This window comes from Bacteroides sp. D20, assembly GCF_003436255.1.
GTDB lineage: Bacteria > Bacteroidota > Bacteroidia > Bacteroidales > Bacteroidaceae > Bacteroides > Bacteroides uniformis.
In genome coordinates this window covers 236,975-260,336 of the sequence record NZ_QSOO01000006.1, presented here as the reverse complement: position 1 = coordinate 260,336, position 23,362 = coordinate 236,975, and the positions used below count along the sequence as shown (strand labels likewise).

Below are 23,362 nucleotides of genomic sequence, written 5' to 3'. Positions count from 1 at the left end.
AAACATTAGTTCTACCATTACAATGCCCAGATTATACGCAACTATAGTCTTACCCTCTGGATTCACAATAGAAAAAGAAAGCTATCTCAGACTTTTCAATCCAAATGCTTCTTTTGAAAAAGGGAATTTAGTTCCAGACCAAATCGATGCTGTCAATGCAAATATCACTGTAAGTTTAATGGGATATCCAAATTGGGCCACTAATTTTACTTGGTCATCGACAAACGTCTCTGAAATTTGCATACAAGGGCAATCATGGACATGTATTTCTTACAACTCTTTTGAAGTATGGGATAATGAAGTAGAGATTAAAGTTGCATATCAATCACCTTGTGGGGACTGGTATGAAGTCAGTGAAATGTTCCCAATCGTTCATTAATGATAATACTATAACATATCGCCCTCACAAGCGAAAAAGCACCCGTCCATTTGCTCGTTACACAAAAGAAGCTTATATTTGCTTACCTAAAAAACAAACAGCTATCATGGTACAGCAAGACATACGATGGATACAGCGTTTTTCCAACTACCGCAAGGCTTTAGCCAAATTAAGCCAAGCCATGGCAATCATGTCCGAACAATTAGCGTTCAACGATGGAGTGGACGAATTATTGCAGGAAGGCATGATACAGCGTTTTGAATATACCCACGAACTGGCTTGGAAAGTGATGAAGGACTATGCCGAGTATCAGGGGTATACCGACATCCGCGGCTCCCGTGATGCCATACGCAAAGCCCTTGAAATGGGATTGATTGATGACAAGCAATGGATGGAGACTATAGAAGCCCGAAATCTGACATCGCACAATTATGACAACGATGTAGTCTCTGAAATCTATGAAAACATCACAAACTTCTATTTCCCCCTATTCTGCAGATTTGAAGAGAAAATGCAATCCTTGAATACACCATCCTTATTCGATTGAGCTATGTACGGATTGACCGACAATGAACTGGAAAAGCTATGCAATCTCTTCCGGAAACATGAAGAAATAGAGCAGGCTGTTTTGTACGGCTCACGAGCCAAAGGAAATTTCAAGCCTTTTTCCGACATAGACATCACGCTGATGGGAGACAGACTTACGTATAATACTTTAAGCAGCCTTTCCGATGAAATAGACGACCTGCTTTTGCCTTACAGCGTAGACCTTTCCATCTATGGCAAATTAAAGAATGCCGACCTTTTGGAACATATACACCGTATGGGAATACCCATATTCAGCCGCCCATCAAACTAAACTAAATTTCACACATCCACCCTCACCACCCTCACCTTTCGCACGCATCGCCCTATTCATCGGCATTCAAGAGGTGGGTGAGAGCAAATTTAAAAAGTGAGGGCAAAATTTGCCCTCACCACAAGATTTCTTCGTTCAAAGTTATAAGTCACTCATTCTTACCGTAATATCCTGAAACGGGTACATAAATCGGTTGCAGCATTGTTCCCTCATTCTTCAACTTTCCTTCGGTGCGCAGCCGACGGATATGCCGCATGGCAGTAGTACGCATCATGCCGCAAACGCTTTGAAAGTCATTCCGTGTCATAAAAGGGCGAGTGGCGAAATAGTTGGTCAGCCGACGGTCTATCTCTTTATCCGTCAGTTTAGCCGAATGCTCGTTTGCCTTCAAAGCCTTTGCCTTGATGGTACCAATTTCATTTTTCAGTTTCTGGTCGGCACGAAATTTCACACCCGCCATCTTCACCTTCGTCAACTTACGCTTGGTAGCAGCCACTACCGGTTCGATCGTGGTGAGCGACACGCGAAAGTAGCCGATGCCGTCGAGATGCACCTGCCTTCCTTCGGCAAGTTCCCTGCCCATGACGTGCGACACAGCATCAAGCACAGCCGTCACATCGGTTTCTGTCAATGAGCAACGTGCCTGGATGTCCCGCCGCAATTCATCGGTAGACCTGCTCCCATTTAGGCGGAGACGGGGATGAAGGATTTTATCTTCCGGAGATTTGTCGTACGAGTCCGGATTCTCGTACCAATCAAACAAAATAGCCATAGTTCAAACTGCGTTAAAGGGTTACATTATACGATAAAGCACTGCACGGAACACGTGCGAAGTACGTACGCAGTCTGTTGAAGTACAAAGGTTATATCACAGCCCAGCCCGTGAGCAGAACCGTTCACTGTAGTGAGCTGCTCCGTTCACTAATATGAACAAGAAAGACCACTTTAGTGGACTGTTCATAAACTCTGGTGTAAAAATAGACAAAACTATGGGGATAAGCAAAGAAACAAACACCTTTTATAAAAGAAACATATAGACATTCCACCCCCAAAAAGAAGCCAATCGGAAAATAATCCTTGAAAAGCTTGTATCCCCCCCTTTCCCGGCGTATCTTTACAAGAATATTACATACACGATAAAGAATGAAAATCACACTGATCAGAGAGGAACGCGAAAGCGGAAAAGAGGCCGTCAGCACACAAGAAACGGACATGTTGATGGAAAAGCTGAAAACAGAGAACAAGACCGGATACATTACGGAGCTGCGTAGCATCATCCCGCATTTGAAAGGGACCAACGCCCGATATGAGCATATCGACAGACTGCCGCGTCTCTATCCCGCCGTAGAAATGACCCGCACCAAAGCAGGAGAACATCGGATAAAGACCTACAACGGGCTGATACTACTGGAAGTAAACAATCTGGCCGGGGTGGCCGAAGCCGAACTGGTGAAACAACAAGCCGCCCTGCTGCCGCAAACCTTTGCCGCCTTCTGTGGCTCCAGCGGACGAAGCGCCAAAATATGGGTACGCTTCACCCTGCCCGACGGAGGGCTTCCAAAGAATGAAGACGATATCGCCTTATTCCACGCCCACGCCTACCGCCTGGCAGTGAAGTGCTACCAACCCCTTCTCCCTTTCCCCATCACCCTCCAGGCTCCTTCACTCCTACAAAGCTGCCGGATGACCGTGGACGAACAGCCCTATTATAGCCCCACCGCCGTGGCCTTCTGCCTGGAACAGCCCTGCGCCCTGCCCTCGGAAGACAACTACCGCCAACGGAAACAGCAGGAAAGCAATCCGTTGCTGAGAATGACTCCCGGCTACGAAGTGGCGGACACATGCAACCTGCTCTTCGAGGCCGCCCTCGACCGCGCCTTCCGCGATTTGGACAACTGGCGACGGGGCGACGACCTGCGCCCGCTGCTGTCCCGCCTTGCCGAACATTGCTTCAAAGCCGGCATTCCTGAAGAAGAAGCGGTGCGCCAGACACTGGTGCACTACTACCGGGAGGCAGACGAACCCCTTGTACGCCTGACGCTGCATAACCTTTACGGGGAATTGAAAGGCTTCGGCACCCGCAGCAGCCTAAACAAAGACCAGGAAACTGCTTTCCGGCTGGAGGAGTTCATGAAACGCCGCTACGAATTCCGCTACAACACCGTGCTTGGCGACTTGGAATACCGGCAGCGCGACTCCATCCACTTCTACTTCCAACCTGCCGACCAGCGCGTACGCAGCAGCATCGCCATGAAGGCACTGAAAGAGGGAGTACGTGTGTGGGACCGCGACATCACCCGCTTCCTGTCTTCGGACTACGTGCCGCTATACAACCCCATCGAAGAATATCTCTATAACACCGGACGCTGGGACGGCAAAGACCGCATCCGCGCATTGGCCGACCTCGTGCCCTGCCACAATCCCCACTGGAGGGAACTGTTCTACCGGTGGTTTCTTGGCATGGTGGCACATTGGCGGGGAATCGACAAACAGCACGGCAACAATACCTCGCCCCTGCTCGTAGGTTCGCAAGGTTACCGCAAAAGTACTTTCTGCCGTATCCTATTGCCACCGGAGCTGCGTTTCGGCTACACCGACAGTATCGACTTCAAGAGCAAGCAGGAAGCGGAGCGCAGCCTTGACCGCTTTTTTCTGATTAACATCGACGAATTCGACCAGATAAACGCCAATCAGCAAGGCTTCTTGAAGCACCTCCTGCAAAAACCGGTTGCCAACCTGCGAAAGCCCTACGGTACCACTATTCAGGAAATGCGCCGCTATGCCTCCTTCATCGGGACCAGCAATCTGAAAGACCTGCTGACCGACCCGTCGGGAAGTCGCCGTTTCATCTGCATCGAAGTGACCGGTCCTATCCAGACAAACGTCACTATCAATTATCACCAGCTCTATGCCCAAGCCATGCACGACATCATGAAGGGTGAACGCTACTGGCTGGACGACACTGACGAAGCAATCGTAAAGGAGTACAACCGGGAATTCGAGCGGGTAGACCCATTGGAAGAACTTTTCCTTTGCCATTTCCGTGGCGCGGAGGAGAGCGAAGAAGGCGAATGGCTCACAGCCATGCAGATTTTCAACGACCTGCAACAGAAAACGAGGGATAAGTTGGCCATCAACCGGATAGCAGCTTTCGGGCGCACGCTCCGCAAGCTGGACATCCTCAACAAGAAATCGAACCGGGGAACACTTTATCATCTGGTAAGAATAGAAGAATGAACCGGCACTCCCACCGATTGTACCAAAGTGAGGGCAAACTTGGCCCTCACTCTTTTTATAAAAAGTATTTCCGTACGCAGCTGATGCAGTTCAACCATTATTTAATAAGGTGAACAGTTGACTATTTGCAAATTATGATTGATAATACTAAAAATACCCAAATAAGTGTTTTTGATATTAAAATAAAACGTATCTTTGTTGCAAACAACGTCCTCCTTAATAATACTATTATGAAGAAACTGCTGCTTTTAGCCTTTGTGCTATGTAGTTCTTTACTGTGCCGGGCACAAGAAGAACGAGTTATTTTAGGTGATGAACAGACTTCCGAGTATTTTCCAATCCTAAAAGATAAACGAATTGCCATATTCTCCAATCATACAGGAATGATAGGAGACAAGCATCTGCTGGACATTCTGCTGGAAAACAAGTTCAATGTAGTAGCCATTTTCTCCCCTGAACACGGTTTCAGAGGAGATGCCGACGCAGGCGAACACGTGTCCAGCTCGGTAGACAAGAAGACCGGAGTACCTATCCTCTCGCTGTACGACGGGAAATCCGGAAAACCAAGCGAAGCATCCATGCGCAAGTTCGATATCCTTGTGGTAGACATCCAGGATGTAGGCCTAAGATTCTATACTTATTATGCCTCTATGTGCCGGCTGATGGACGCTTGTGCAGAATACAACCGCAAGGTGCTGATACTGGACCGCCCCAATCCGAACGGACACTACGTGGACGGCCCGATACTGGACATGAAATATAAATCCGGTGTAGGTTGGCTGCCGATTCCCGTGGTGCACGGCATGACGCTGGGCGAACTGGGCCTGATGGTAAACGGCGAACGCTGGTTGCCGGCGTCACGCACTTGCGACCTGACCGTCATTCCCTGCAAGAACTATACGCACCAGACACTATACAAGCTGCCGATTCCCCCGTCCCCCAATCTGCCGAACATGAAGTCCATCTATCTGTACCCCTCGACCTGCTATTTCGAGGCCACTCCGGTCAGTCTGGGAAGAGGAACCGACCTCCCCTTCCAGGTCTACGGGCATCCCAACATGACGGGCTACAGCTACAGCTTCACCCCGCGCAGTGTTCCCGGAGCCAAGAATCCACCCCAGCTGGACAAGCTTTGCCACGGCGTGAACCTGAGCAACATGAGCGACGAGGAAATCTGGAAACGCGGTATTGACCTGAGTTACGTGATAGACGCTTACCGGAATCTGAACATGGACGATCACTTCTTCCGTTCCTTCTTCGAACTGTTGATAGGCACCGACTACGTGCGCAAAATGATAAAGGAAGGGAAGAGCGCCGAAGAAATCAAGGCAAGATGGAAAGACGACGTAGAGAAATTCAAGGTACAGCGCAAGCCCTACCTGCTCTACGAAGAATAAAGACATGTACAATTCACTATTTACAATGTACAATTTCAGAGAAGGTACAATTCAAAAGTAAATGGGAAGGTACAACAGTTTATACTAAAGAAACGCCGCATGGCAAATTGTAAATTGTAAATGAACAAATTGTAAATAAACATTATGACTCCACTATCCGTAATCATCACCATAGCCGCCTACTTCGCGATACTGTTCACGGTATCCTATATTGCAGGAAGGAAGGCAGACAACGCCGGCTTCTTTGTGGGTAACCGCAAGTCATCCTGGTATGTCGTGGCGTTCGCCATGGTCGGTTCCGCCATTTCAGGTGTGACCTATGTATCCGTACCCGGCATGGTTGCCGCCAGCAGCTTCGGCTATCTGCAAATGGTGTTGGGCTTCATTGCCGGACAGCTCATCATAGCCTATCTGCTGGTACCGCTGTTCTACAAAATGAACCTGGTATCCATCTACGAATATCTGGAGAACCGTTTCGGCATGTCTTCCTACCGTACGGGTGCCTGGTTCTTCTTCATCTCCAAAATGCTCGGTGCCGCTGTCCGTCTGTTCCTCGTATGCCTGACGCTGCAACTGCTGGTATTCGAACCTTTCGGACTGCCTTTCCTGCTGAACGTGGCCATCACGGTGGCACTGGTCTGGTTGTACACTTTCCAGGGTGGCGTAAAGTCTCTTATCTGGACAGACTCTCTGAAGACATTCTGCTTGGTGGTGTCGGTCGTACTCTGCATCTGGTATATCGCTTCCGACCTCAATCTGTCATTTACCGGTATGGTAAGCACCATTGCCGACAGTGACATGTCCCGCATCTTCTTCTTCGACGATGTGAACAGCAAGCAGTACTTCTTCAAGCAGTTCCTCGCCGGCGCCTTCACCATGATTGCCATGACCGGGCTGGATCAAGACATGATGCAGCGCAACCTGAGCTGCAAGAACTTCAAGGACTCACAGAAGAACATGATTACCAGTGTCATTTCGCAGTTCTTCGTCATCCTGCTTTTCCTGATGCTGGGCGTGCTGCTCTACATCTTTGCCGCCAACCAGCAGATTGCGGTGGAGAAGAGTGACGAACTGTTCCCGCTGATTGCCACCGGCAACTATTTCCCTGCCATTGTGGGCATACTGTTCATCATCGGCCTGATTTCTTCTGCCTATTCAGCCGCAGGCTCGGCACTCACCGCGCTGACCACTTCCTTCACCGTAGACATTCTGGGAACGAAAGGCAAATCGGAAGAGACGGTTGTGAAGATGCGCAAGAAAGTGCACATCGGCATGGCGGTTGTCATGGGAATCACCATTTTCGTATTCAATCTTCTGAACAACACCAGTGTCATCGATGCTGTATATATTCTGGCAAGCTATACCTACGGTCCTATCCTGGGTCTGTTTGCTTTCGGCATTTTCATGAAACAACAAGTGCGTGACAAGTACATCCCGTTAGTTGCCATCGCCTCCCCGGTTCTCTGCTTCATTCTGCAGAAGAATTCCGAAGCCTGGTTCGGAGGTTATCAATTCAGCTACGAATTGCTGATTTTCAATGCACTGTTCACTTTCATCGGTCTCTGTCTATTGATTAAGAAAGATAAAAAGAACAATTAACTTAATACATCATCTATGAATGTAAGACGTCAGTTTTTACTTAGTCTGCTTGCCGCCTCCCTCTTCCCCCACGCGGGAGGCGCGCAAGGACTTCCGACGGATGTCCGCCAGGCAATCGGGAAATTCCTGGATATCACCGCACGGAAAGAAGTTTCCGTAGGACGTATCAGCATCGACTCAGTGGCCGTGGAAGGAAATACACTGCAACTGTTTGCCAACATGAACTGTGCCTATATTCCTTTCCGCGAGGACAATGTAGCCGAAATATACCAGGGCGTAAGTGCCCTGCTACCGGCGGAGTTTACCAAATACAAGCTGCAAATCCGTACCAACAAGCGCAGCATCGAAGAACTGGTTCCCCAAGTCCTGCGTAGTAAAAAAGACAAAAAGACGAAGACATTCAGCCCCGTCGCTTCCAAGCCTCTGGTTACCGAAGTTTCCTCCCCCTACACCCCCACCAACGGCTTGCATAACCGGCACATCGCCCTATGGCAAAGCCACGGCTGGTACTACGAGCCGAAACTCGACCGTTGGGAATGGCAGCGTGCACGTATCTTCCAGACCGTGGAAGACCTCTACACCCAGAGCTACGTATTGCCCTTCCTTGTACCGATGTTGGAAAATGCCGGTGCCAATGTGCTGCTTCCCCGCGAACGCGATTGCCAGACGGCAGAAGTCATCGTAGACAATGACGGTTGCCTGACCGGCCGTTCCGTCTATACAGAAAATTCCGGTGACAAGCTCTGGAGTCAGGGAGAAGGACAAGGCTTCGCCCACCTGCGCCCCCAATACATAGACTTTGAGAATCCTTTCAAGGAAGGCACCTACCGCGCCATAGAAACCATCAAGAAAGGAAACGCAAGCACCGCCGAATGGATTCCCGAAATTCCTTCGACCGGACAATACGCCGTATACGTCTCTTACCAAACCTTGCCAAACAGCGCGGACGATGCCCTTTACACCGTCTATCACAAAGGCGGCACCACGCAGTTCAAGGTAAACCAGCAAATGGGAGGCGGCACCTGGATTTACCTCGGCACCTTCGGCTTCAATGCCGGCCGGAACAATGAATGCAAAGTCGTTCTGAGCAACCTTTCCTCCAAAGTAGGAAGAATCATCACCGCCGACGCCGTGAAGATTGGCGGCGGTATGGGGAACATCGCCCGCCGCATCTCCAACGAGGGCGCTACGGAAAACCTGAAAAGCTCCGACACCCGCAACCTGCAAAACACCCATACAGGCAACATCCAAGACCGTGTAACCTATTCTCCATTGTCCACTATCAATTATCAACTATCTAACTATCCCCGTTTCTGCGAAGCCGCCCGCTACTGGCTGCAATGGGCAGGCATACCGGACAGCGTATATTCAGAAAGCAACGGAAAGAACGACTATACCGACGACTACAAATGCCGTGGTATCTGGGTGAACTACCTTTCCGGAGGCTCTGCCGTGAATCCGACGGAGAGAGGGCTGAACATCCCCGTCAACATGGCCTTCGCCTTCCACTCCGATGCAGGAACTACACTGAACGATTCCATCATCGGGACACTCGGCATCTACTATACCAACGCCTACAATGAGAAGTTCGCTAACGGAGCATCACGCTATCTGAGCCACGACCTGACAGACTTGATTCAGTCCAACATCGTGCGTGACGTGCGTACCCTCTACGAACCTCAATGGACACGCCGTGGCAAATGGAACCAATCTTACTATGAGGCCCGTGTACCCCGCGTACCTACCATGCTGCTCGAACTGCTTTCCCATCAAAACTTTGCAGACATGCGCTACGGACTGGACCCACGTTTCCGTTTCACCGTAAGCCGCGCCATCTATAAAGGTATGTTGCAGTTCCTCTGCTCACAATACCACATGGATTATGTAGTGCAACCGCTACCGGTAGACCACATGGCCCTGCGCATGACCGGTGAAAATGAAGTGGAACTGACCTGGCGACCCGTAGCGGATGCGTTGGAACCGACTGCCATAGCAGAGAAATACATTGTCTATACCCGCATCGGCGACGGAGATTTCGACAACGGAGTATTGGTGGACGGCAACAGTTACCGCACCACACTCCCCGCCGGCATGGTGTGCAGCTACAAGGTTACCGCTGTCAACAAGGGCGGTGAAAGTTTCCCTTCCGAAATTCTTTCTGCCGGACGGGCGTTCAATTCCAAAGGTACCGTATTGGTGATAAACGGATTCGACCGTATCAGTGCCCCTGCCGACTTTACGGCACCCACCCCCGCCGACACCCTCCTTGCCGGATTTCTGGATGAGCAGGACCACGGGGTCCCCTATATCCGGGACATCAGCTACATTGGCAAGATGAAGGAATACCGCCGTTCCATTCCCTGGATGGACGACGATGCCTCCGGTTTCGGCGACAGCTATGGGAACTACGAAACTCAAGTGATTGCAGGAAATACGTTCGATTATCCTGCCATACATGGTGCCGCTATCCTGAAAGCGGGATATTCGTTTGTATCGGTTAGTAATGAAAGTCTCTCCCCCGTAGGAAAGGGAGAGAAGAATACTCCAGTGGATATGAGGGAGTATAGGTATGTGGACTTGATACTTGGGAAGCAATGCCAGACCAAGATGGGACGGGGAGGCGTAAAACCGTTGGAGTTCAAGACTTTCAGCAAACCGATGCAGGAGGCTATTGTGGCTTATTGTAAGCAAGGTGGAAATATCTTTGTTTCGGGCGCTTTTGTAGGAACGGATTTATGGGACAACCGCCTTGCAACTGCCGACGAAGCCGACAAGAAATTTGCGATGGAAGTACTGAAATATAAGTGGCGTGTGGGACAAGCGGCTACAATGGGTAAGGTGAAAAGCGTAGCTTCTCCGTTCCCCGCCCTTTCAGGAAACTATACCTATCACAATGAGCTGAATGCCGATTCGTATGTGGTGGAATCACCGGACGCCATTGAACCGGCAACCAAAGATGCACACACCGTAATGCGGTATTCTGAAAACAACCTGAGTGCCGGTGTGGCCTACCAGGGCGACTACAAGACTTTTGTATTGGGATTCCCTTTTGAATCCATACGTACTGATTCTGAAAGAGAGGCACTCATGAATGCTGTACTGACATTCTTCAACGACAACAAGTAATATCAACCAATCATCATCTATGAACAGAAGACTGTTAATAATCGTCCTGATGGCTTGCCTGCTCCCCCTGGGGATGCAGGCACAGCAAGGGACATTCCGTTTTGCCCAACTGACGGACATTCATCTGACCCCGAACAATCCGAATCCCACAGAGGACCTGCTGCGTTCCGTGGCACAGATTAATGCCACCGACAGTATCGACTTTGTCCTGGTGACGGGCGACCTGACCGAAGAAGGCGACCGTACTACCATGGAAAAAGTGAAATCGTGCCTTGACTTGCTGAAGGTCCCCTACCACGTAGTCCTAGGCAACCATGAAACGAAATGGAGCGACTCCGGCTGTACCGCTTTCGGAGAAATCTTTGGCGGCGAACGCTTCGAGTTCGAGCATAAGGGATTCCTTTTCCTCGGCTTCAACTCCGGTCCGCTGATGCGTATGGCCTACGGGCATGTAGTGCCGCAAGATATCCGTTGGATGACGGAAGAAATGGATAAAAACGGCAAAGACAAACCGGTGATACTTGTCACCCACTACCCGCTAATGGACGGGGATGTGGACAACTGGTATGAGGTGACGGATGCCGTCCGCCCCTACAACGTGCGCTTGTTTATCGGCGGACACTACCACAGCAACCGGGATTTACGTTACGACGGCATTCCGGGCGTACTGATGCGCAGCAACCTGTGCGACAAAGAAGGGAAACCGGGTTACGGCATCTATGAAGTAACCGGGGATTCCATCCGGGTATACACGCAACGTATCGGCGAGCCCAAGAAGCAGTGGACAGCATTCTCGCTGACCGGACAGTATTACGACCGCAACGGAAAGGCAGAGAAATATCCTGACTTCTCGGTCAACAAGGAGTATCCGCAAGTAAAGGAGCAATGGATGGTGCAGACGGGCGCAGGCATTTACTGCTCTCCCGCCGTAGAAAAAGATAAAGTGTTCGTAGGAGACGATATGGGACAGCTGACAGCCTACGCCCTGAAAAACGGTAAAAAGCTATGGAGCTTTGAATCCGGCAAGCGCATTGTCGGTACTCCGGCCGTAAGCGAGGGTATCGTTGTATTCGGGTCTGCTGACCGTCGCATCTACGGATTGAACGCCAAAGACGGCAGCCTGCTCTGGACGGTAGAAGCCGCCGAACCGGTGCTCGGAGCCGTGACCATCGCAGACGGCAGAGCATACATCGGTGCCAGTGACGCCACTTTCCGTGCCATAGACATCCATACGGGAAAAGTAATCTGGGCCTACACCAGCGTGAAGGGCTACATCGAGACCAAGCCGTTGGTGACGGAAGACAAAGTTATCTTCGGCGCATGGGACAATACACTGTATGCCCTGAGCAAGGCAAACGGGCATGAACTATGGAAATGGACGGGCGGACTGACCCGTATGCACTTCTCTCCAGCCGCCGTATGGCCGGTAGCCACCGACGGCAAAGTATTCATTACCGACCCGCAACGCGCCATGACCGCCATAGACATCCATACGGGCAATACCGTGTGGCGCACCTTCCAGTCCATGGTGCGCGAGACCATCGGACTTTCCGAAGACGGTGAACGTATCTATAGCAAAACGATGAACGACAGCATTGTTTGCTATGCAGCTCAAGGAGATACTCCGCGGGAGTTGTGGGCAACCAATGTAGGTTTCGGTTATGAGCATGCCCCCTCCATGCAAGTGGAAAAAGAGGGGGTAATGTTTGGCAGTACCAAAGAAGGACTTATCTTCGCACTGGAAGGAAAAACAGGCAAAGTACTGTGGAAACATAAAATAGGAAATTCACTCATCAGTACCGTAGTTCCGTTGAACGGCCACGAAGTTCTATTCACGGCAACCAGCGGGGAAGTGGGACTTCTGAGAATTAAAAATTGAGAATTAAAAATTAAAAGATATATCATGAATAAAATCAGTTGCTTTCTTCCCTACGCAGGAAAAGAACAAGTAGAAAAAACAGTGAATAGCCTACAGGCGACAGGACTTATAGAAGAAATCCGGTTAATCACGACCGATGCCACTCTGGAATCGCTCCCGGACTGCGAAATATTGTTTGTTGACATGCCCTACAGCAGTGCAACTCTCAAAGCTATTGCTAATGCAGCCAAAGGAGAATACACATTGCTTTATACCAAAGAGACTACGCTCGAAATGGGTATGTTTGCACTGGAACGTATGATACACATCCTTGAAGATTCAAGCGCCGGTATGGTATATGCCGACCACTACCAAATAGCAGACGGCAAGCAGAGCAACGCTCCGGTAATCGACTACCAATTCGGTTCCTTGAGGGATGACTTCAACTTTGGCTCCCTGCTCCTTTTCAACACCGAAAAACTAAAGGAAGCCGCCGGACACATGAAGTCTGACTACAACTTCGCCGGACTTTACGACCTGCGCTTGAAATTGAGCCAACATTCAGACTTGGTACATATCAACGAATACTTATACAGCGAGGTGGAAAACGATACCCGCAAGAGCGGCGAAAAGATTTTCGACTATGTAGACCCCAAAAACCGTGACCGCCAGATTGAGATGGAGCAGGCATGTACCGAACATCTGAAAGAAATCGGGGGGTATCTGGCACCGGAGTTCAAGAAGATTGAGTTCTCTGCCGGTAACTTTGAGTATGAAGCTTCGGTCATCATTCCGGTGCGCAACCGTATCCGTACCATCCGCGATGCCATCAAGTCGGTACTGATGCAGAAGACAGACTTCAAATATAATCTTATCATCATCGACAACCACTCCACAGACGGCACAACGGAGGCCATCGACGAATTCAAGGACGACGAACGCCTCATCCATATCGTCCCCGAACGCAACGACCTCGGTATCGGCGGTTGCTGGAATGTAGGTGTACACCACCCCAAGTGTGGCAAGTTTGCCGTGCAGCTGGACAGCGATGACGTATACAAAGACGAAAATACACTCGCCATCATGGTCCGCGCCTTCTACGAGCAGAACTGCGCCATGGTAGTAGGCACCTATATGATGACGGACTTCAACATGAACATGATTGCTCCGGGCATCATCGACCACAAGGAATGGACTCCGGCAAACGGACGCAACAACGCCCTCCGCATCAACGGTCTGGGTGCCCCGCGCGCCTTCTATACCCCGGTGCTGCGCGAAGTGAAAGTACCCAATACCAGCTATGGCGAAGACTATGCACTGGGACTGAACTTCTCCCGCCAGTACCAGATAGGACGCGTGTACGACGTGGTCTACCTCTGCCGCCGCTGGGACGACAACTCCGATGCCTCACTGGACATCGTGAAAATGAACGGACACAACCTCTACAAAGACCGCATCCGTACCTGGGAACTTCAGGCACGCATAGCGATGAACAAAAACAAGTGATATGAATCAAACGATACACCATCTTCTGACTGGACAATTGGCATCCTGGGAGACGGCACGCAACAACTATGCCGCCCTCTCCGGTGTGCGGGTGAAAGAGCTGAATGTAAACGGGATACCTTATAAGGTACAGTTCAACCCGGCACGCATCGTTTCCTCCGGTGCCAAAGTGGATGCCAAGTCCATCCTGGAACGGAAATGCTTTCTGTGCCCGGCCAATTTGCCGCCGGTACAGAAAGGTATCCCGTTCGGAGGACACTACAATATTCTGGTGAATCCGTTCCCCATCTTCCCCCGCCACCTGACAGTACCGGAACTGGCACATACCCCTCAACGCATAGCCACCCGCTTCACCGACATGCTGGAGCTGGCCGAGGCGCTGACGGATTACACCATCTTCTACAACGGTCCCAAATGTGGTGCTTCCGCCCCCGACCATGCTCATTTCCAGGCAGGAAACAAAGGGTTCATGCCTATTGAAAAGGACTGGCGCGGACAGACTGCCGGGAAAATAGCCGATTATAGGAAAGCAGCACTGTGGTATCTTGACGACGCTCCCCGTGCCACACTTGTGATTGAATCCACCTCCAAAGAGGACGCGGCAGACTTGTTCGACATCATTTACCGTTCTCTGGACGTGAAACCCGAAGAAGACGAGCCGATGATGAACGTACTGGTCCTATACGAGGCCGACCGTTGGGTGGTCTTTGTCTTCCCGCGCGAGAAACACCGCCCCGCCTGCTATACTGCCGAAGGAGAAGCCAATCTGTTGAGCAGCCCGGCATCCGTCGACTTGGGAGGTGTCTTTATCACCCCCGTAGAAAAGGATTTCTTGAAAATCACTGCGGAAGACGTGGCGCAGATATTAAGTGAAGTATGCCTCTCTGCCACAGATTTCCACAAGGTACGGCAGCGTATCAGGGAAAAAATATGACTTCTGAAATCCAAGAACTCTAATTTTAAAGAAATACCATTATGAAAGAGCCCAAAGTACAAGTAGGCATTCTGTTTGAACCGCAGATAGAATTCGTTTTGCTGAATCCGTATCGCATGGACGGAACGGAAGTCAGCGGAAAGCAGGTAGTGACCTACGACGAAGGCAAGATTCTCTGGAATGGACGCCGGTATGACGAACTGCTGTTTGAACCGCAACACGAGCAGACCGATGCCTTCGAACTATTGGACGTTACCATCGGCATCAATTTCCATTGGGAGCGCAAGGAAGACCAGCGTTTTCTGGGTGCTCTCAAAATCATCGTTGAGAATGGAAAGCTCACCGGCATCAACGTCATCCATGTAGAAGATTATCTGACCAGCGTCATCTCCTCCGAGATGAGTGCCACCGCTTCTCTGGAGCTGCTCAAGGCACACGCTGTCATCTCCCGAAGCTGGCTACTGGCACAAATACAAAAGAATAAGGAAATCACCGAAGCCCAAGCTAACTACTCGGCCTTTACGCAGACCGACGAAGAGCTGATTCGCTGGTACGACCGAGAAGACCACACACGTTTCGATGTATGTGCCGACGACCATTGTCAACGCTACCAGGGCATTACACGTGCCTCTACCGATATTGTGAAACAAGCCATCTCCGCTACCCGCGGCCAGGTACTGACATCTGATGGTAAGATTTGCGACGCCCGTTTCTCCAAATGCTGCGGCGGTGCTTTCGAGGAGTTCCAATACTGCTGGGAAGACATCAAATATCCCTATCTTGCCCAACAACGAGACAGCAAAACGCACGCCACACTGCCCGATTTGACGCAGGAAGTCGAAGCGGACCGCTGGATTCGTACCTCCCCCGAAGCATTCTGCAACACCACCGACAAGAAAATCCTCTCGCAGGTACTCAATAACTATGACCAGGAGACTACGGACTTCTATCGCTGGAAAGTGGAATATACCCAAGAAGAGCTTTCAGCCCTCATTCTGAAACGTTCAGGCATTGACTACGGACAAATCATCGACCTTATCCCCATAGCCCGCGGAACCAGCGGACGCCTCTGGAAACTGAAGATTGTGGGAACCAAGCGCACGCTCACCATCGGCAAGGAGCTGGAAATTCGCCGTACGCTCTCTACTTCACACCTCTACAGCTCTGCCTTCGTGGTGGACAAGGAGGAGTTGTCCTCCGAAGGCATTCCCGGACGCTTCATCCTCACCGGCGCCGGTTGGGGGCATGGTGTGGGACTTTGCCAAATAGGTGCAGCCGTGATGGGCGAGCAAGGGTATAAGTATGATGCAATACTGCTGCACTACTATATAGGTGCCAGCATTGACAAGCTGTATGAATAATCGAATAGAACACAATAAATCAATATCATGAACCATACAAAAAACATATCGCCATGGGCATGGGTACCCACCTTGTACTTTGCACAAGGCATTCCATATTTTATCGTAAACAACATCTCCGTGATGATGTTTACTAAAATGGGCGTACCGAACGGAGAAATGGCCTTGTTCACAAGCCTGCTCTATCTGCCATGGACTATCAAACCCTTCTGGAGCCCGTTTGTCGACATCATCAAGACCAAAAGATGGTGGACCCTTTCCATGCAGATTCTGATGTCTGTGGCATTCATCCTGCTGACGCTGTCCATTCCACGGCCGGACGAGGCGACTATGGCGGCCGGAACAACCCCCATCAGCATGTTCAGCATCACGCTAATGCTGTTCATCATCACGGCTTTTGCCTCTGCCACACACGACATTGCCGCCGACGGCTTCTACATGCTGGCACTGAAACAGAGTGACCAGGCAGCCTTCGTTGGCATCCGAAGCACGTTTTACCGGCTCGCCTCTATCTTCGGACAAGGCGTGCTCGTAGCCATTGCCGGCGCCATCGAACTGAGAACCGAAAACATTCCGCTGTCATGGACCATCACGATGCTGGTTACAGCCGTTCTGTTCAGCCTGGTGACGTTCTATCACCTCTTTGCAGTCCCCAAACCCACCTCAGATAAGTCAACACTGGCTGCCGATGCCGCCACTGCAGGAGCCATATTCAGAGAATTCGGACGAACATTCGCCACCTATTTCACCAAACCGGGCGCATTGCTGGCCATCGTGTTCATGTTGCTGTACCGCCTGCCTGAAGCATTCCTCATCAAAATGTGTATGCCTTTCCTGGTTGCCTCCAAAGAATCGGGAGGTCTGGAACTATCGACAGCAGAAGTAGGTATCGTATACGGCACCATCGGAGTCATATTCCTCACCCTGGGCGGTATCCTCGGAGGATTGTTCGCATCACGCATTGGCTTGAAAAAATCCATCTGGTGGATGGCAGGATGCATGACTCTGCCATGCCTGACGTTTGTCTATCTTGCCATTGCCCAGCCCGACAATCTGTTTGCCATCTCCACCGCCATCGCCATCGAGCAATTCGGCTACGGCTTCGGTTTCACGGCCTACATGCTCTACATGATGTACTTCTCCGAAGGTGAATTCAAAACATCCCACTATGCCATCTGTACCGCATTCATGGCACTAAGCATGATGATACCAGGTATGTTTGCGGGATATATCCAGGAGGCTATCGGATATACGGACTTCTTCTGGTTGGTAATGATATGCTGTTTCGCCACGGTTGTTGTCACCATTTTTGCAGACAGAAGGATAGACCCGGAATATGGAAAAAAATGATTAATGGTTAATGATTAATGTTTTGTGAGTAATATTTAGTGATTGGTTATGAAGAGGACTATTATTATATCCTTGCTCTGCCTCCTTTGCGGAGGTGCGATGCAAGCACAGAAGATCAGAATAAAGACCGGTATCGAGGTACTGAAAGAACAGAATTTCCGATGCCTGGAAGGTAAGCGTGTAGGATTGATTACCAACCCGACGGGGGTGGACAACCGGATGAGGTCCACCATTGACATCCTGCACGAGGCGCCCAACGTGAACCTTGTGGCACTCTACGGCCCCGAACACGGTGTGCGCGGCGATGTGCACGCAGGCGACCATGTGACGGACATCAAAGACGCGACTACCGGACTGCCCGTCTATTCGCTTTACGGAAAGACCCGCAAGGCCACGCCGGACATGCTGAAAGATGTGGATGTATTAGTGTATGATATCCAAGACATCGGTTGCCGTTCCTTTACCTACATCAGCACCATGGGACTGGCCATGGAAGCCGCTGCCGAAAACGGCAAGGAATTCATTGTGCTGGACCGGCCCAATCCCGTAGGCGGATTGAAGATTGAAGGCAACTTGGTTGAAGATGATTGCATTTCTTTTGTAAGCCAGTTTAAAATTCCGTACCTTTACGCCCTCACTTGCGGTGAGCTGGCACTGATGCTCAATGGCGAGAAGATGTTGAAGGATGGGGAACAATGTAATCTCCACATAGTGAAGATGAAAGGCTGGAAACGCAAGATGGATTATACCCAAACCGGACTGCAATGGGTTCCCTCCTCTCCACACATTCCACATCCTCATTCTGCATTCTTCTACCCCGTCAGCGGCATTCTGGGTGAACTAGGATATATGTCTATCGGCGTGGGGTATACCATTCCGTTCCAGATGTTTGCCGCACCATGGATGGAAGCGGAAAAGCTGGCCGGAAACCTGAACCGTCTGAACGTACCGGGGGTCATCTTCAGACCGATGTACCTGAAGCCGTTCTATAGCGTAGGCAAAGGCGAGTTGCTGCAAGGTGTGCAAGTGCACATCATGGATTTCGGCAAAGCACCGTTGAGCGACCTGCAATTCCTGGTCATGCAGGAAGTCGCCGCCCTCTATCCTGACCGTGCCGTGTTTGACCATGCCGACAAGGGACGTTTCAACATGTTCGACAAAGTAAGCGGTTCGCGGCAGATACGCGAGCGCTTCTCGAAACGGAACCGTTGGGAGGACATACGCGACTACTGGTATAAAGATGCCGAAGACTTCCGTAAGCTGTCGAAAAAGTATTATTTATACAAATAAATTTACAGATAAATAAGGAAGGGAAAAGAGCCTGATACGGAGACTATTTCAGTCGTATACAGAACCACATTCAGTCGTATACTTAAATATATTCAGTATACGACTGAATGTACCCCCTCGTAAGACACGTTTACAGAGCACTTTGAAGCGAAGTGATGCAATAAAAAAAAGTGAACATGAAAGAGCATAGTTACATGGCTTTCCTGCAGGAAGCAAAACAATTCATTCCGCAGGAAAGGATTTACACCGACGAACTTCGCCGGCTGGCTTGGGGTACGGATGCCGGTTTTTACCGACTGATTCCCCAGATTGTAATCCGTTCGAAAGACGAAGATGAAGTTTCACAACTGTTGAAACTGGCGAGCCGCCACGGGCTGCCCGTCACCTTCCGAGCGGCAGGGACCAGTTTGTCGGGTCAAGCCATTAGCGACTCCATCCTCATCGTAGCCGGCAAGAATTGGGAAAAATACAGCATATCCGCCGACTACGAACAGATAACCCTCCAACCGGGCATCATCGGACAACGTGTGAACGAACTGTTGGCTCCCTACGGCCGTAAGTTTGCACCGGATCCCGCCTCGGTGAAAAGCGCCATGGTAGGCGGTATTGTCATGAACAATGCTTCCGGCATGAACTGCGGTACGCACGCCAATAGCGACAAGGTGCTTATTTCCGCCCGTATTATCCTGATGGATGGTACCCTGCTGGATACCGGAAATCCCGTCAGCCGCGCCTCCTTCGAAGTGAGTCACCGTGACTTCATTCGCCGCATCTGCGAACTGCGCGATGAAATACGTACCAACGAAAAACTGGCCGAACGCATCCGTTACAAATATTCCATCAAAAATGTAACCGGGCTCAATCTGTTGCCCTTCGTCCGTTTCGACGACCCATTCGAAATCATTGCCCACCTCATGGTAGGTTCCGAAGGTACACTGGCGTTCCTTTCGGAAGTGACGATGAAGACTGAATATGATTATCCCTACAAGGCCAGCGCTATGCTCTACTTCAAGACCATCAAAGAAGCGAGCCGCGCTGTGGTAGCCATGAAGAAGCTGGTCGACGAAACCGGCGAATGGACAGTAAAAGGGGCTGAAATGCTAGACTATAAGAGCCTTTCTTCCGTCAACGACCCCGTATTCCTAAAATACAAAGGCGAAGTTGCCTCCTCTGCCCTCCCCGGCGTGGAGCCCGGCGACGAAACCGGGTTGACAGCAGTGCTGACCGAAACCAAAGCCCGTACCCCGGAAGAACTGCAACAGAACATATCTGCCATTGAAGCTTGCCTGCAAGCCTTCACCACCTATATTCCGGTACGCTTCACCGACCGTCCGGAGGAATATTCCAAATACTGGGCCATCCGTTCCGGCATCTTCCCCTCTGTGGGAGGTACGCGCCAGCCGGGAACCACTTGCCTCATCGAAGACATCGCCTTCCACATTGAAGACCTTCCGGAGGCAACGGCAGAACTGCAACAGCTCATAGCCCGCCACGGATATAATGACGCCTGCATCTACGGCCATGCTCTCGAAGGCAACTACCACTTCATCATCAACCAGTCCTTCAGTACCCAAGCGGAAGTGAAACGCTACGAAGACTTGATGAATGACATCAAGACCTTGGTAGTAGATAAATATGACGGTTCCCTAAAAGCCGAGCATGGCACGGGCCGGAATATGGCTCCCTTTGTCCGCCATGAATGGGGAGATGACGCCTACAAAGCCATGAAAGCCGTCAAAGAGCTGTTTGACCCACAAGGATTGCTAAACCCCGGTGTCATTTTCAATGATGACCCGCAATGCCATATCAAGAACTTCAAGCCGCTGCCTTTATTAGTGATGAGTGACAAGAGACAAGCTACGTCACTCGTAGCTGACAAATGCATCGAGTGCGGTTTCTGCGAAGTCAACTGTCTCTCCTGCGGCTTTACCCTTTCCTCGCGCCAGCGTATCGTGTTGCAGCGCGAAATATCCCGGCTGAAACAAAGCGGCGAGGACCCGACACGCCTTGCACTGCTCGAAAAACAATACCGCTATCCCGGCAACCAGACTTGTGCCGGAGACGGCCTCTGCTCCATGTCGTGCCCGATGGGTATCAATACGGGCGACCTTACCCATATAATCCGCCAGGAAGCATTACCCAAAGGCAGTCTGGGATACAAAGCCGGAGACTTTGTCGCCAATCATTTCGCTGGTGTCAAGAGTGCACTGCGTCCCGTATTGTCCTTAGCCAACTTCGGACATTCACTATTAGGGACAAAGGCGATGAGCGGCATTACCAAGGGGCTGCACAATGCATTAGGCATACCTCTATGGACGCCGGCTATGCCGAAAAGTTATCAGTTACAAGCTACGGAGTTACAAGCTACAAGCACTATGCAGCATAATAGCGCAGCACTTGTAGCTCGTAGCTCTGTAACTCGTAACTACAAAGTCGTCTACTTCCCCAGCTGCATCAACCAGACTATGGGTCTGGCAAAGAAGTCTCCCGTAGAGCAGCCATTGGTAAATAAAATGGTGTCCTTGTTGCAAAAAGCCGGTTACGAAATCATCTTCCCGAAAGATATGGACAAGCTTTGCTGTGGCACCATTTGGGAAAGTAAAGGGATGCTGGACATTGCCGATCGCAAGACAGCCGAACTGGAGGCCGCACTTTGGGAAGCCAGCGAACAAGGCAAATACCCCGTCCTCTGTGACCAAAGCCCTTGTCTGCACCGCATGCGCGAATGTATCAAGAAGATGAAACTGTATGAACCTGCAGAATTCATCTATACATTCTTACGTGAGAAGCTGATTTTCACACCTATTAACCGCCCCGTAGCAATCCACATCACCTGCTCCATGCGGAAAATGGGACTGGCAGATACCATTATAGCCCTTGCACGCCTTTGCTCCAGTAAAGTCATCGTGCCGGAAGAAGTAGGTTGCTGCGGTTTTGCCGGAGACCGGGGATTCACCTATCCTGAGCTGAACTCGTACGCCCTACGCAAACTCCGCCCGCAAATAGAAGCGTCCGGAGTGAATATAGGCTACTCTAACAGCCGTACTTGTGAAATCGGATTGACAACAAACTCAGGTATCCCCTATGTATCCATTGCCTATCTGGTAGACGAATGTACAAAGGCAGCTGATAATTAGGATTGATAATTAACTTAACACACAAATATTACAATGAACAGTACAAAAGTAAGTAAACGCATCCTTGCACTCGACATTCTCCGTGGTGTCACCATCGCAGGTATGATTATGGTAAACAACCCCGGTTCGTGGGGACATATCTATGCCCCCTTGCGGCATGCAGAGTGGAACGGTCTGACCCCCACCGACCTCGTCTTTCCCTTCTTCATGTTTATCATGGGAATTTCCACATACATTTCCCTGAAGAAATACAACTTCGAGTTCAGCCACGCCGCCGGCATGAAGATACTGAAACGCACCATCGTCATTTTCCTTATAGGCATGGCTATCGGCTGGTTCTCGCGTTTCTGCTATTACTGGGCCTCCGCTCCGGACGACCTCAGTTTCGGAGAGAAGCTATGGGCTTCCGTCTGGACATTCGACCGTATCCGTATTCTGGGTGTCATGCAACGGCTGGCCCTTTGCTACGGAGCAGCCTCCATCATTGCACTAACCATGAAGCATAAACATATACCTTATCTGATAGCCGGCCTATTGACAGGCTACTTCATACTGTTGATGTGCGGCAACGGTTTCGCCTATAATGAAACAAACATTCTTTCCGTGGTAGACCGTGCCATCCTGACCCCTGCACACATGTACAAGGATAACGGCATAGATCCCGAAGGTTTGTTAAGCACCATTCCTGCCATTGCACATGTGTTGCTGGGCTTCTGTGTAGGGCGGCTGATGCTGGATGGCAACAAGTCGGAAGACCGTGCCTCATTTCTCAATTCGCAGCTTATCACACTGTTTCTGGTAGGTGTTATCCTTACTTTCTCCGGTTTCCTGCTAAGCTACGGTTGCCCCATCAACAAGAAAATATGGTCTCCTACCTACGTACTCGTCACTTGCGGACTGGCATCCAGTTTTCTGGCATTGCTTATCTGGATTATTGATGTGAAAGGCTATAAGAAGTGGAGCATGTTTTTCGAGGCATTCGGTGTGAATCCGCTGTTCATGTATGTATTGGGCGGCGTACTTAGCATACTTTTCGGTAGTATCAGTTTCCCGTGGGGAGACAGCAGCATCAGCATACACGGATTCTTATACAATATAGTCCTCATGCCCGTTTTCGGTGAAACCGCCGGTTCCCTTGCCTTTGCCCTGCTGTTTATCGCCATTAACTGGTGTATCGGCTACCAGTTGTACAAACGAAAAATATATATCAAAATATAAGGATTAGGGGTTAGTGATTAAGGATTAGTGATTAATACGTTGCCTATAATTAAGAAACAGTATCACCTACCATTAATCACTAATCCTTAATCACTAACCCCTAATCCCTAA

The 23,362-nt window shown here is 50.3% G+C and carries 16 protein-coding genes; 15 read left to right on the top strand and 1 reads right to left on the bottom strand.

Translation table 11 applies throughout. The annotated features are described in order from the left end of the window. Window positions 1-22 precede the first annotated feature (22 nt). The 3 genes from DXD78_RS08730 to DXD78_RS08720 all read left to right on the top strand — a co-directional run bounded on the left by DXD78_RS08730 (window position 23) and on the right by DXD78_RS08720 (window position 1,238). Window positions 23-379: a hypothetical protein gene (locus tag DXD78_RS08730; protein WP_034529289.1), complete on the top strand. Its 357-nt coding sequence runs from the start codon at window positions 23-25 to the stop codon at window positions 377-379. A 106-nt stretch (window positions 380-485) separates the two neighbouring features. Then, entirely contained in the window at window positions 486-926 is a 441-nt protein-coding gene (locus DXD78_RS08725; RefSeq protein WP_008662800.1) for a nucleotidyltransferase substrate binding protein, read from the top strand. A 3-nt stretch (window positions 927-929) separates the two neighbouring features. Next, entirely contained in the window at window positions 930-1,238 is a 309-nt protein-coding gene (locus tag DXD78_RS08720; protein WP_005824948.1) for a nucleotidyltransferase domain-containing protein, read from the top strand. A 148-nt stretch (window positions 1,239-1,386) separates the two neighbouring features. On the opposite strand, the gene DXD78_RS08715 is transcribed toward DXD78_RS08720, so the two are convergent. Further along, window positions 1,387-2,010, bottom strand: coding sequence for an HU family DNA-binding protein (locus tag DXD78_RS08715; protein WP_005824951.1), 624 nt, complete (start codon window positions 2,008-2,010; stop codon window positions 1,387-1,389). Between the two features lie 371 nt (window positions 2,011-2,381). On the opposite strand from DXD78_RS08715, the gene DXD78_RS08710 reads away from it, so the two are divergent. From DXD78_RS08710 to DXD78_RS08650, 12 genes are all read left to right on the top strand, one after another. Next, window positions 2,382-4,475: a BT4734/BF3469 family protein gene (locus tag DXD78_RS08710; RefSeq protein ID WP_009037760.1), complete on the top strand. Its 2,094-nt coding sequence runs from the start codon at window positions 2,382-2,384 to the stop codon at window positions 4,473-4,475. Window positions 4,476-4,705: 230 nt separating this feature from the next. Further along, window positions 4,706-5,872: an exo-beta-N-acetylmuramidase NamZ domain-containing protein gene (locus tag DXD78_RS08700; protein ID WP_034529409.1), complete on the top strand. Its 1,167-nt coding sequence runs from the start codon at window positions 4,706-4,708 to the stop codon at window positions 5,870-5,872. Between the two features lie 144 nt (window positions 5,873-6,016). Further along, window positions 6,017-7,471, top strand: coding sequence for a sodium:solute symporter (locus DXD78_RS08695; RefSeq protein ID WP_009037758.1), 1,455 nt, complete (start codon window positions 6,017-6,019; stop codon window positions 7,469-7,471). A 15-nt stretch (window positions 7,472-7,486) separates the two neighbouring features. Beyond that, on the top strand, window positions 7,487-10,597 hold the full coding sequence (locus DXD78_RS08690; protein ID WP_009037757.1) for a xanthan lyase: 3,111 nt from the start codon (window positions 7,487-7,489) through the stop codon (window positions 10,595-10,597). Window positions 10,598-10,616: 19 nt separating this feature from the next. Then, window positions 10,617-12,476 carry a PQQ-binding-like beta-propeller repeat protein gene (locus tag DXD78_RS08685; protein ID WP_009037756.1) on the top strand — a complete coding sequence of 620 codons (1,860 nt, stop codon included), beginning with the start codon at window positions 10,617-10,619 and terminating at the stop codon, window positions 12,474-12,476. Window positions 12,477-12,500: 24 nt separating this feature from the next. Continuing rightward, the gene (locus DXD78_RS08680) at window positions 12,501-13,961 is read left to right on the top strand and encodes a glycosyltransferase family 2 protein (protein WP_009037755.1); all 1,461 of its coding nucleotides are present in this window, start codon (window positions 12,501-12,503) and stop codon (window positions 13,959-13,961) included. 1 nt (window position 13,962) lies between these two features. Continuing rightward, complete coding sequence (locus DXD78_RS08675; RefSeq protein ID WP_009037754.1) at window positions 13,963-14,895, top strand: DUF4922 domain-containing protein; 933 nt, start codon at window positions 13,963-13,965, stop codon at window positions 14,893-14,895. A gap of 41 nt (window positions 14,896-14,936) precedes the next feature. Then, window positions 14,937-16,256, top strand: a complete 1,320-nt coding sequence (locus DXD78_RS08670) for a SpoIID/LytB domain-containing protein (protein WP_009037753.1) — start codon at window positions 14,937-14,939, stop codon at window positions 16,254-16,256. A 27-nt stretch (window positions 16,257-16,283) separates the two neighbouring features. Further along, window positions 16,284-17,606: an MFS transporter gene (locus DXD78_RS08665; RefSeq protein WP_005824972.1), complete on the top strand. Its 1,323-nt coding sequence runs from the start codon at window positions 16,284-16,286 to the stop codon at window positions 17,604-17,606. A 48-nt stretch (window positions 17,607-17,654) separates the two neighbouring features. Then, window positions 17,655-18,896 (top strand): exo-beta-N-acetylmuramidase NamZ domain-containing protein, encoded by a 1,242-nt coding sequence (locus DXD78_RS08660; protein WP_005834674.1) that lies wholly within the window; start codon window positions 17,655-17,657, stop codon window positions 18,894-18,896. A gap of 176 nt (window positions 18,897-19,072) precedes the next feature. Then, on the top strand, window positions 19,073-22,033 hold the full coding sequence (locus tag DXD78_RS08655; RefSeq protein ID WP_009037751.1) for an FAD-binding and (Fe-S)-binding domain-containing protein: 2,961 nt from the start codon (window positions 19,073-19,075) through the stop codon (window positions 22,031-22,033). A gap of 33 nt (window positions 22,034-22,066) precedes the next feature. Then, window positions 22,067-23,251, top strand: coding sequence for an acyltransferase family protein (locus DXD78_RS08650; protein ID WP_009037750.1), 1,185 nt, complete (start codon window positions 22,067-22,069; stop codon window positions 23,249-23,251). Window positions 23,252-23,362: the final 111 nt, after the last annotated feature.

Excerpts from the sequence above, each read along its gene's own strand:
- DXD78_RS08730 (WP_034529289.1), top strand. The coding sequence starts at position 23 with ATGCCCAGATTATACGCAACTATAGTCTTACCCTCTGGATTCACAATA.
- DXD78_RS08725 (WP_008662800.1), top strand. The coding sequence starts at position 486 with ATGGTACAGCAAGACATACGATGGATACAGCGTTTTTCCAACTACCGC.
- DXD78_RS08720 (WP_005824948.1), top strand. The coding sequence starts at position 930 with ATGTACGGATTGACCGACAATGAACTGGAAAAGCTATGCAATCTCTTC.
- DXD78_RS08715 (WP_005824951.1), bottom strand. The coding sequence starts at position 2,010 with ATGGCTATTTTGTTTGATTGGTACGAGAATCCGGACTCGTACGACAAA.
- DXD78_RS08710 (WP_009037760.1), top strand. The coding sequence starts at position 2,382 with ATGAAAATCACACTGATCAGAGAGGAACGCGAAAGCGGAAAAGAGGCC.
- DXD78_RS08700 (WP_034529409.1), top strand. The coding sequence starts at position 4,706 with ATGAAGAAACTGCTGCTTTTAGCCTTTGTGCTATGTAGTTCTTTACTG.
- DXD78_RS08695 (WP_009037758.1), top strand. The coding sequence starts at position 6,017 with ATGACTCCACTATCCGTAATCATCACCATAGCCGCCTACTTCGCGATA.
- DXD78_RS08690 (WP_009037757.1), top strand. The coding sequence starts at position 7,487 with ATGAATGTAAGACGTCAGTTTTTACTTAGTCTGCTTGCCGCCTCCCTC.
- DXD78_RS08685 (WP_009037756.1), top strand. The coding sequence starts at position 10,617 with ATGAACAGAAGACTGTTAATAATCGTCCTGATGGCTTGCCTGCTCCCC.
- DXD78_RS08680 (WP_009037755.1), top strand. The coding sequence starts at position 12,501 with ATGAATAAAATCAGTTGCTTTCTTCCCTACGCAGGAAAAGAACAAGTA.
- DXD78_RS08675 (WP_009037754.1), top strand. The coding sequence starts at position 13,963 with ATGAATCAAACGATACACCATCTTCTGACTGGACAATTGGCATCCTGG.
- DXD78_RS08670 (WP_009037753.1), top strand. The coding sequence starts at position 14,937 with ATGAAAGAGCCCAAAGTACAAGTAGGCATTCTGTTTGAACCGCAGATA.
- DXD78_RS08665 (WP_005824972.1), top strand. The coding sequence starts at position 16,284 with ATGAACCATACAAAAAACATATCGCCATGGGCATGGGTACCCACCTTG.
- DXD78_RS08660 (WP_005834674.1), top strand. The coding sequence starts at position 17,655 with ATGAAGAGGACTATTATTATATCCTTGCTCTGCCTCCTTTGCGGAGGT.
- DXD78_RS08655 (WP_009037751.1), top strand. The coding sequence starts at position 19,073 with ATGAAAGAGCATAGTTACATGGCTTTCCTGCAGGAAGCAAAACAATTC.
- DXD78_RS08650 (WP_009037750.1), top strand. The coding sequence starts at position 22,067 with ATGAACAGTACAAAAGTAAGTAAACGCATCCTTGCACTCGACATTCTC.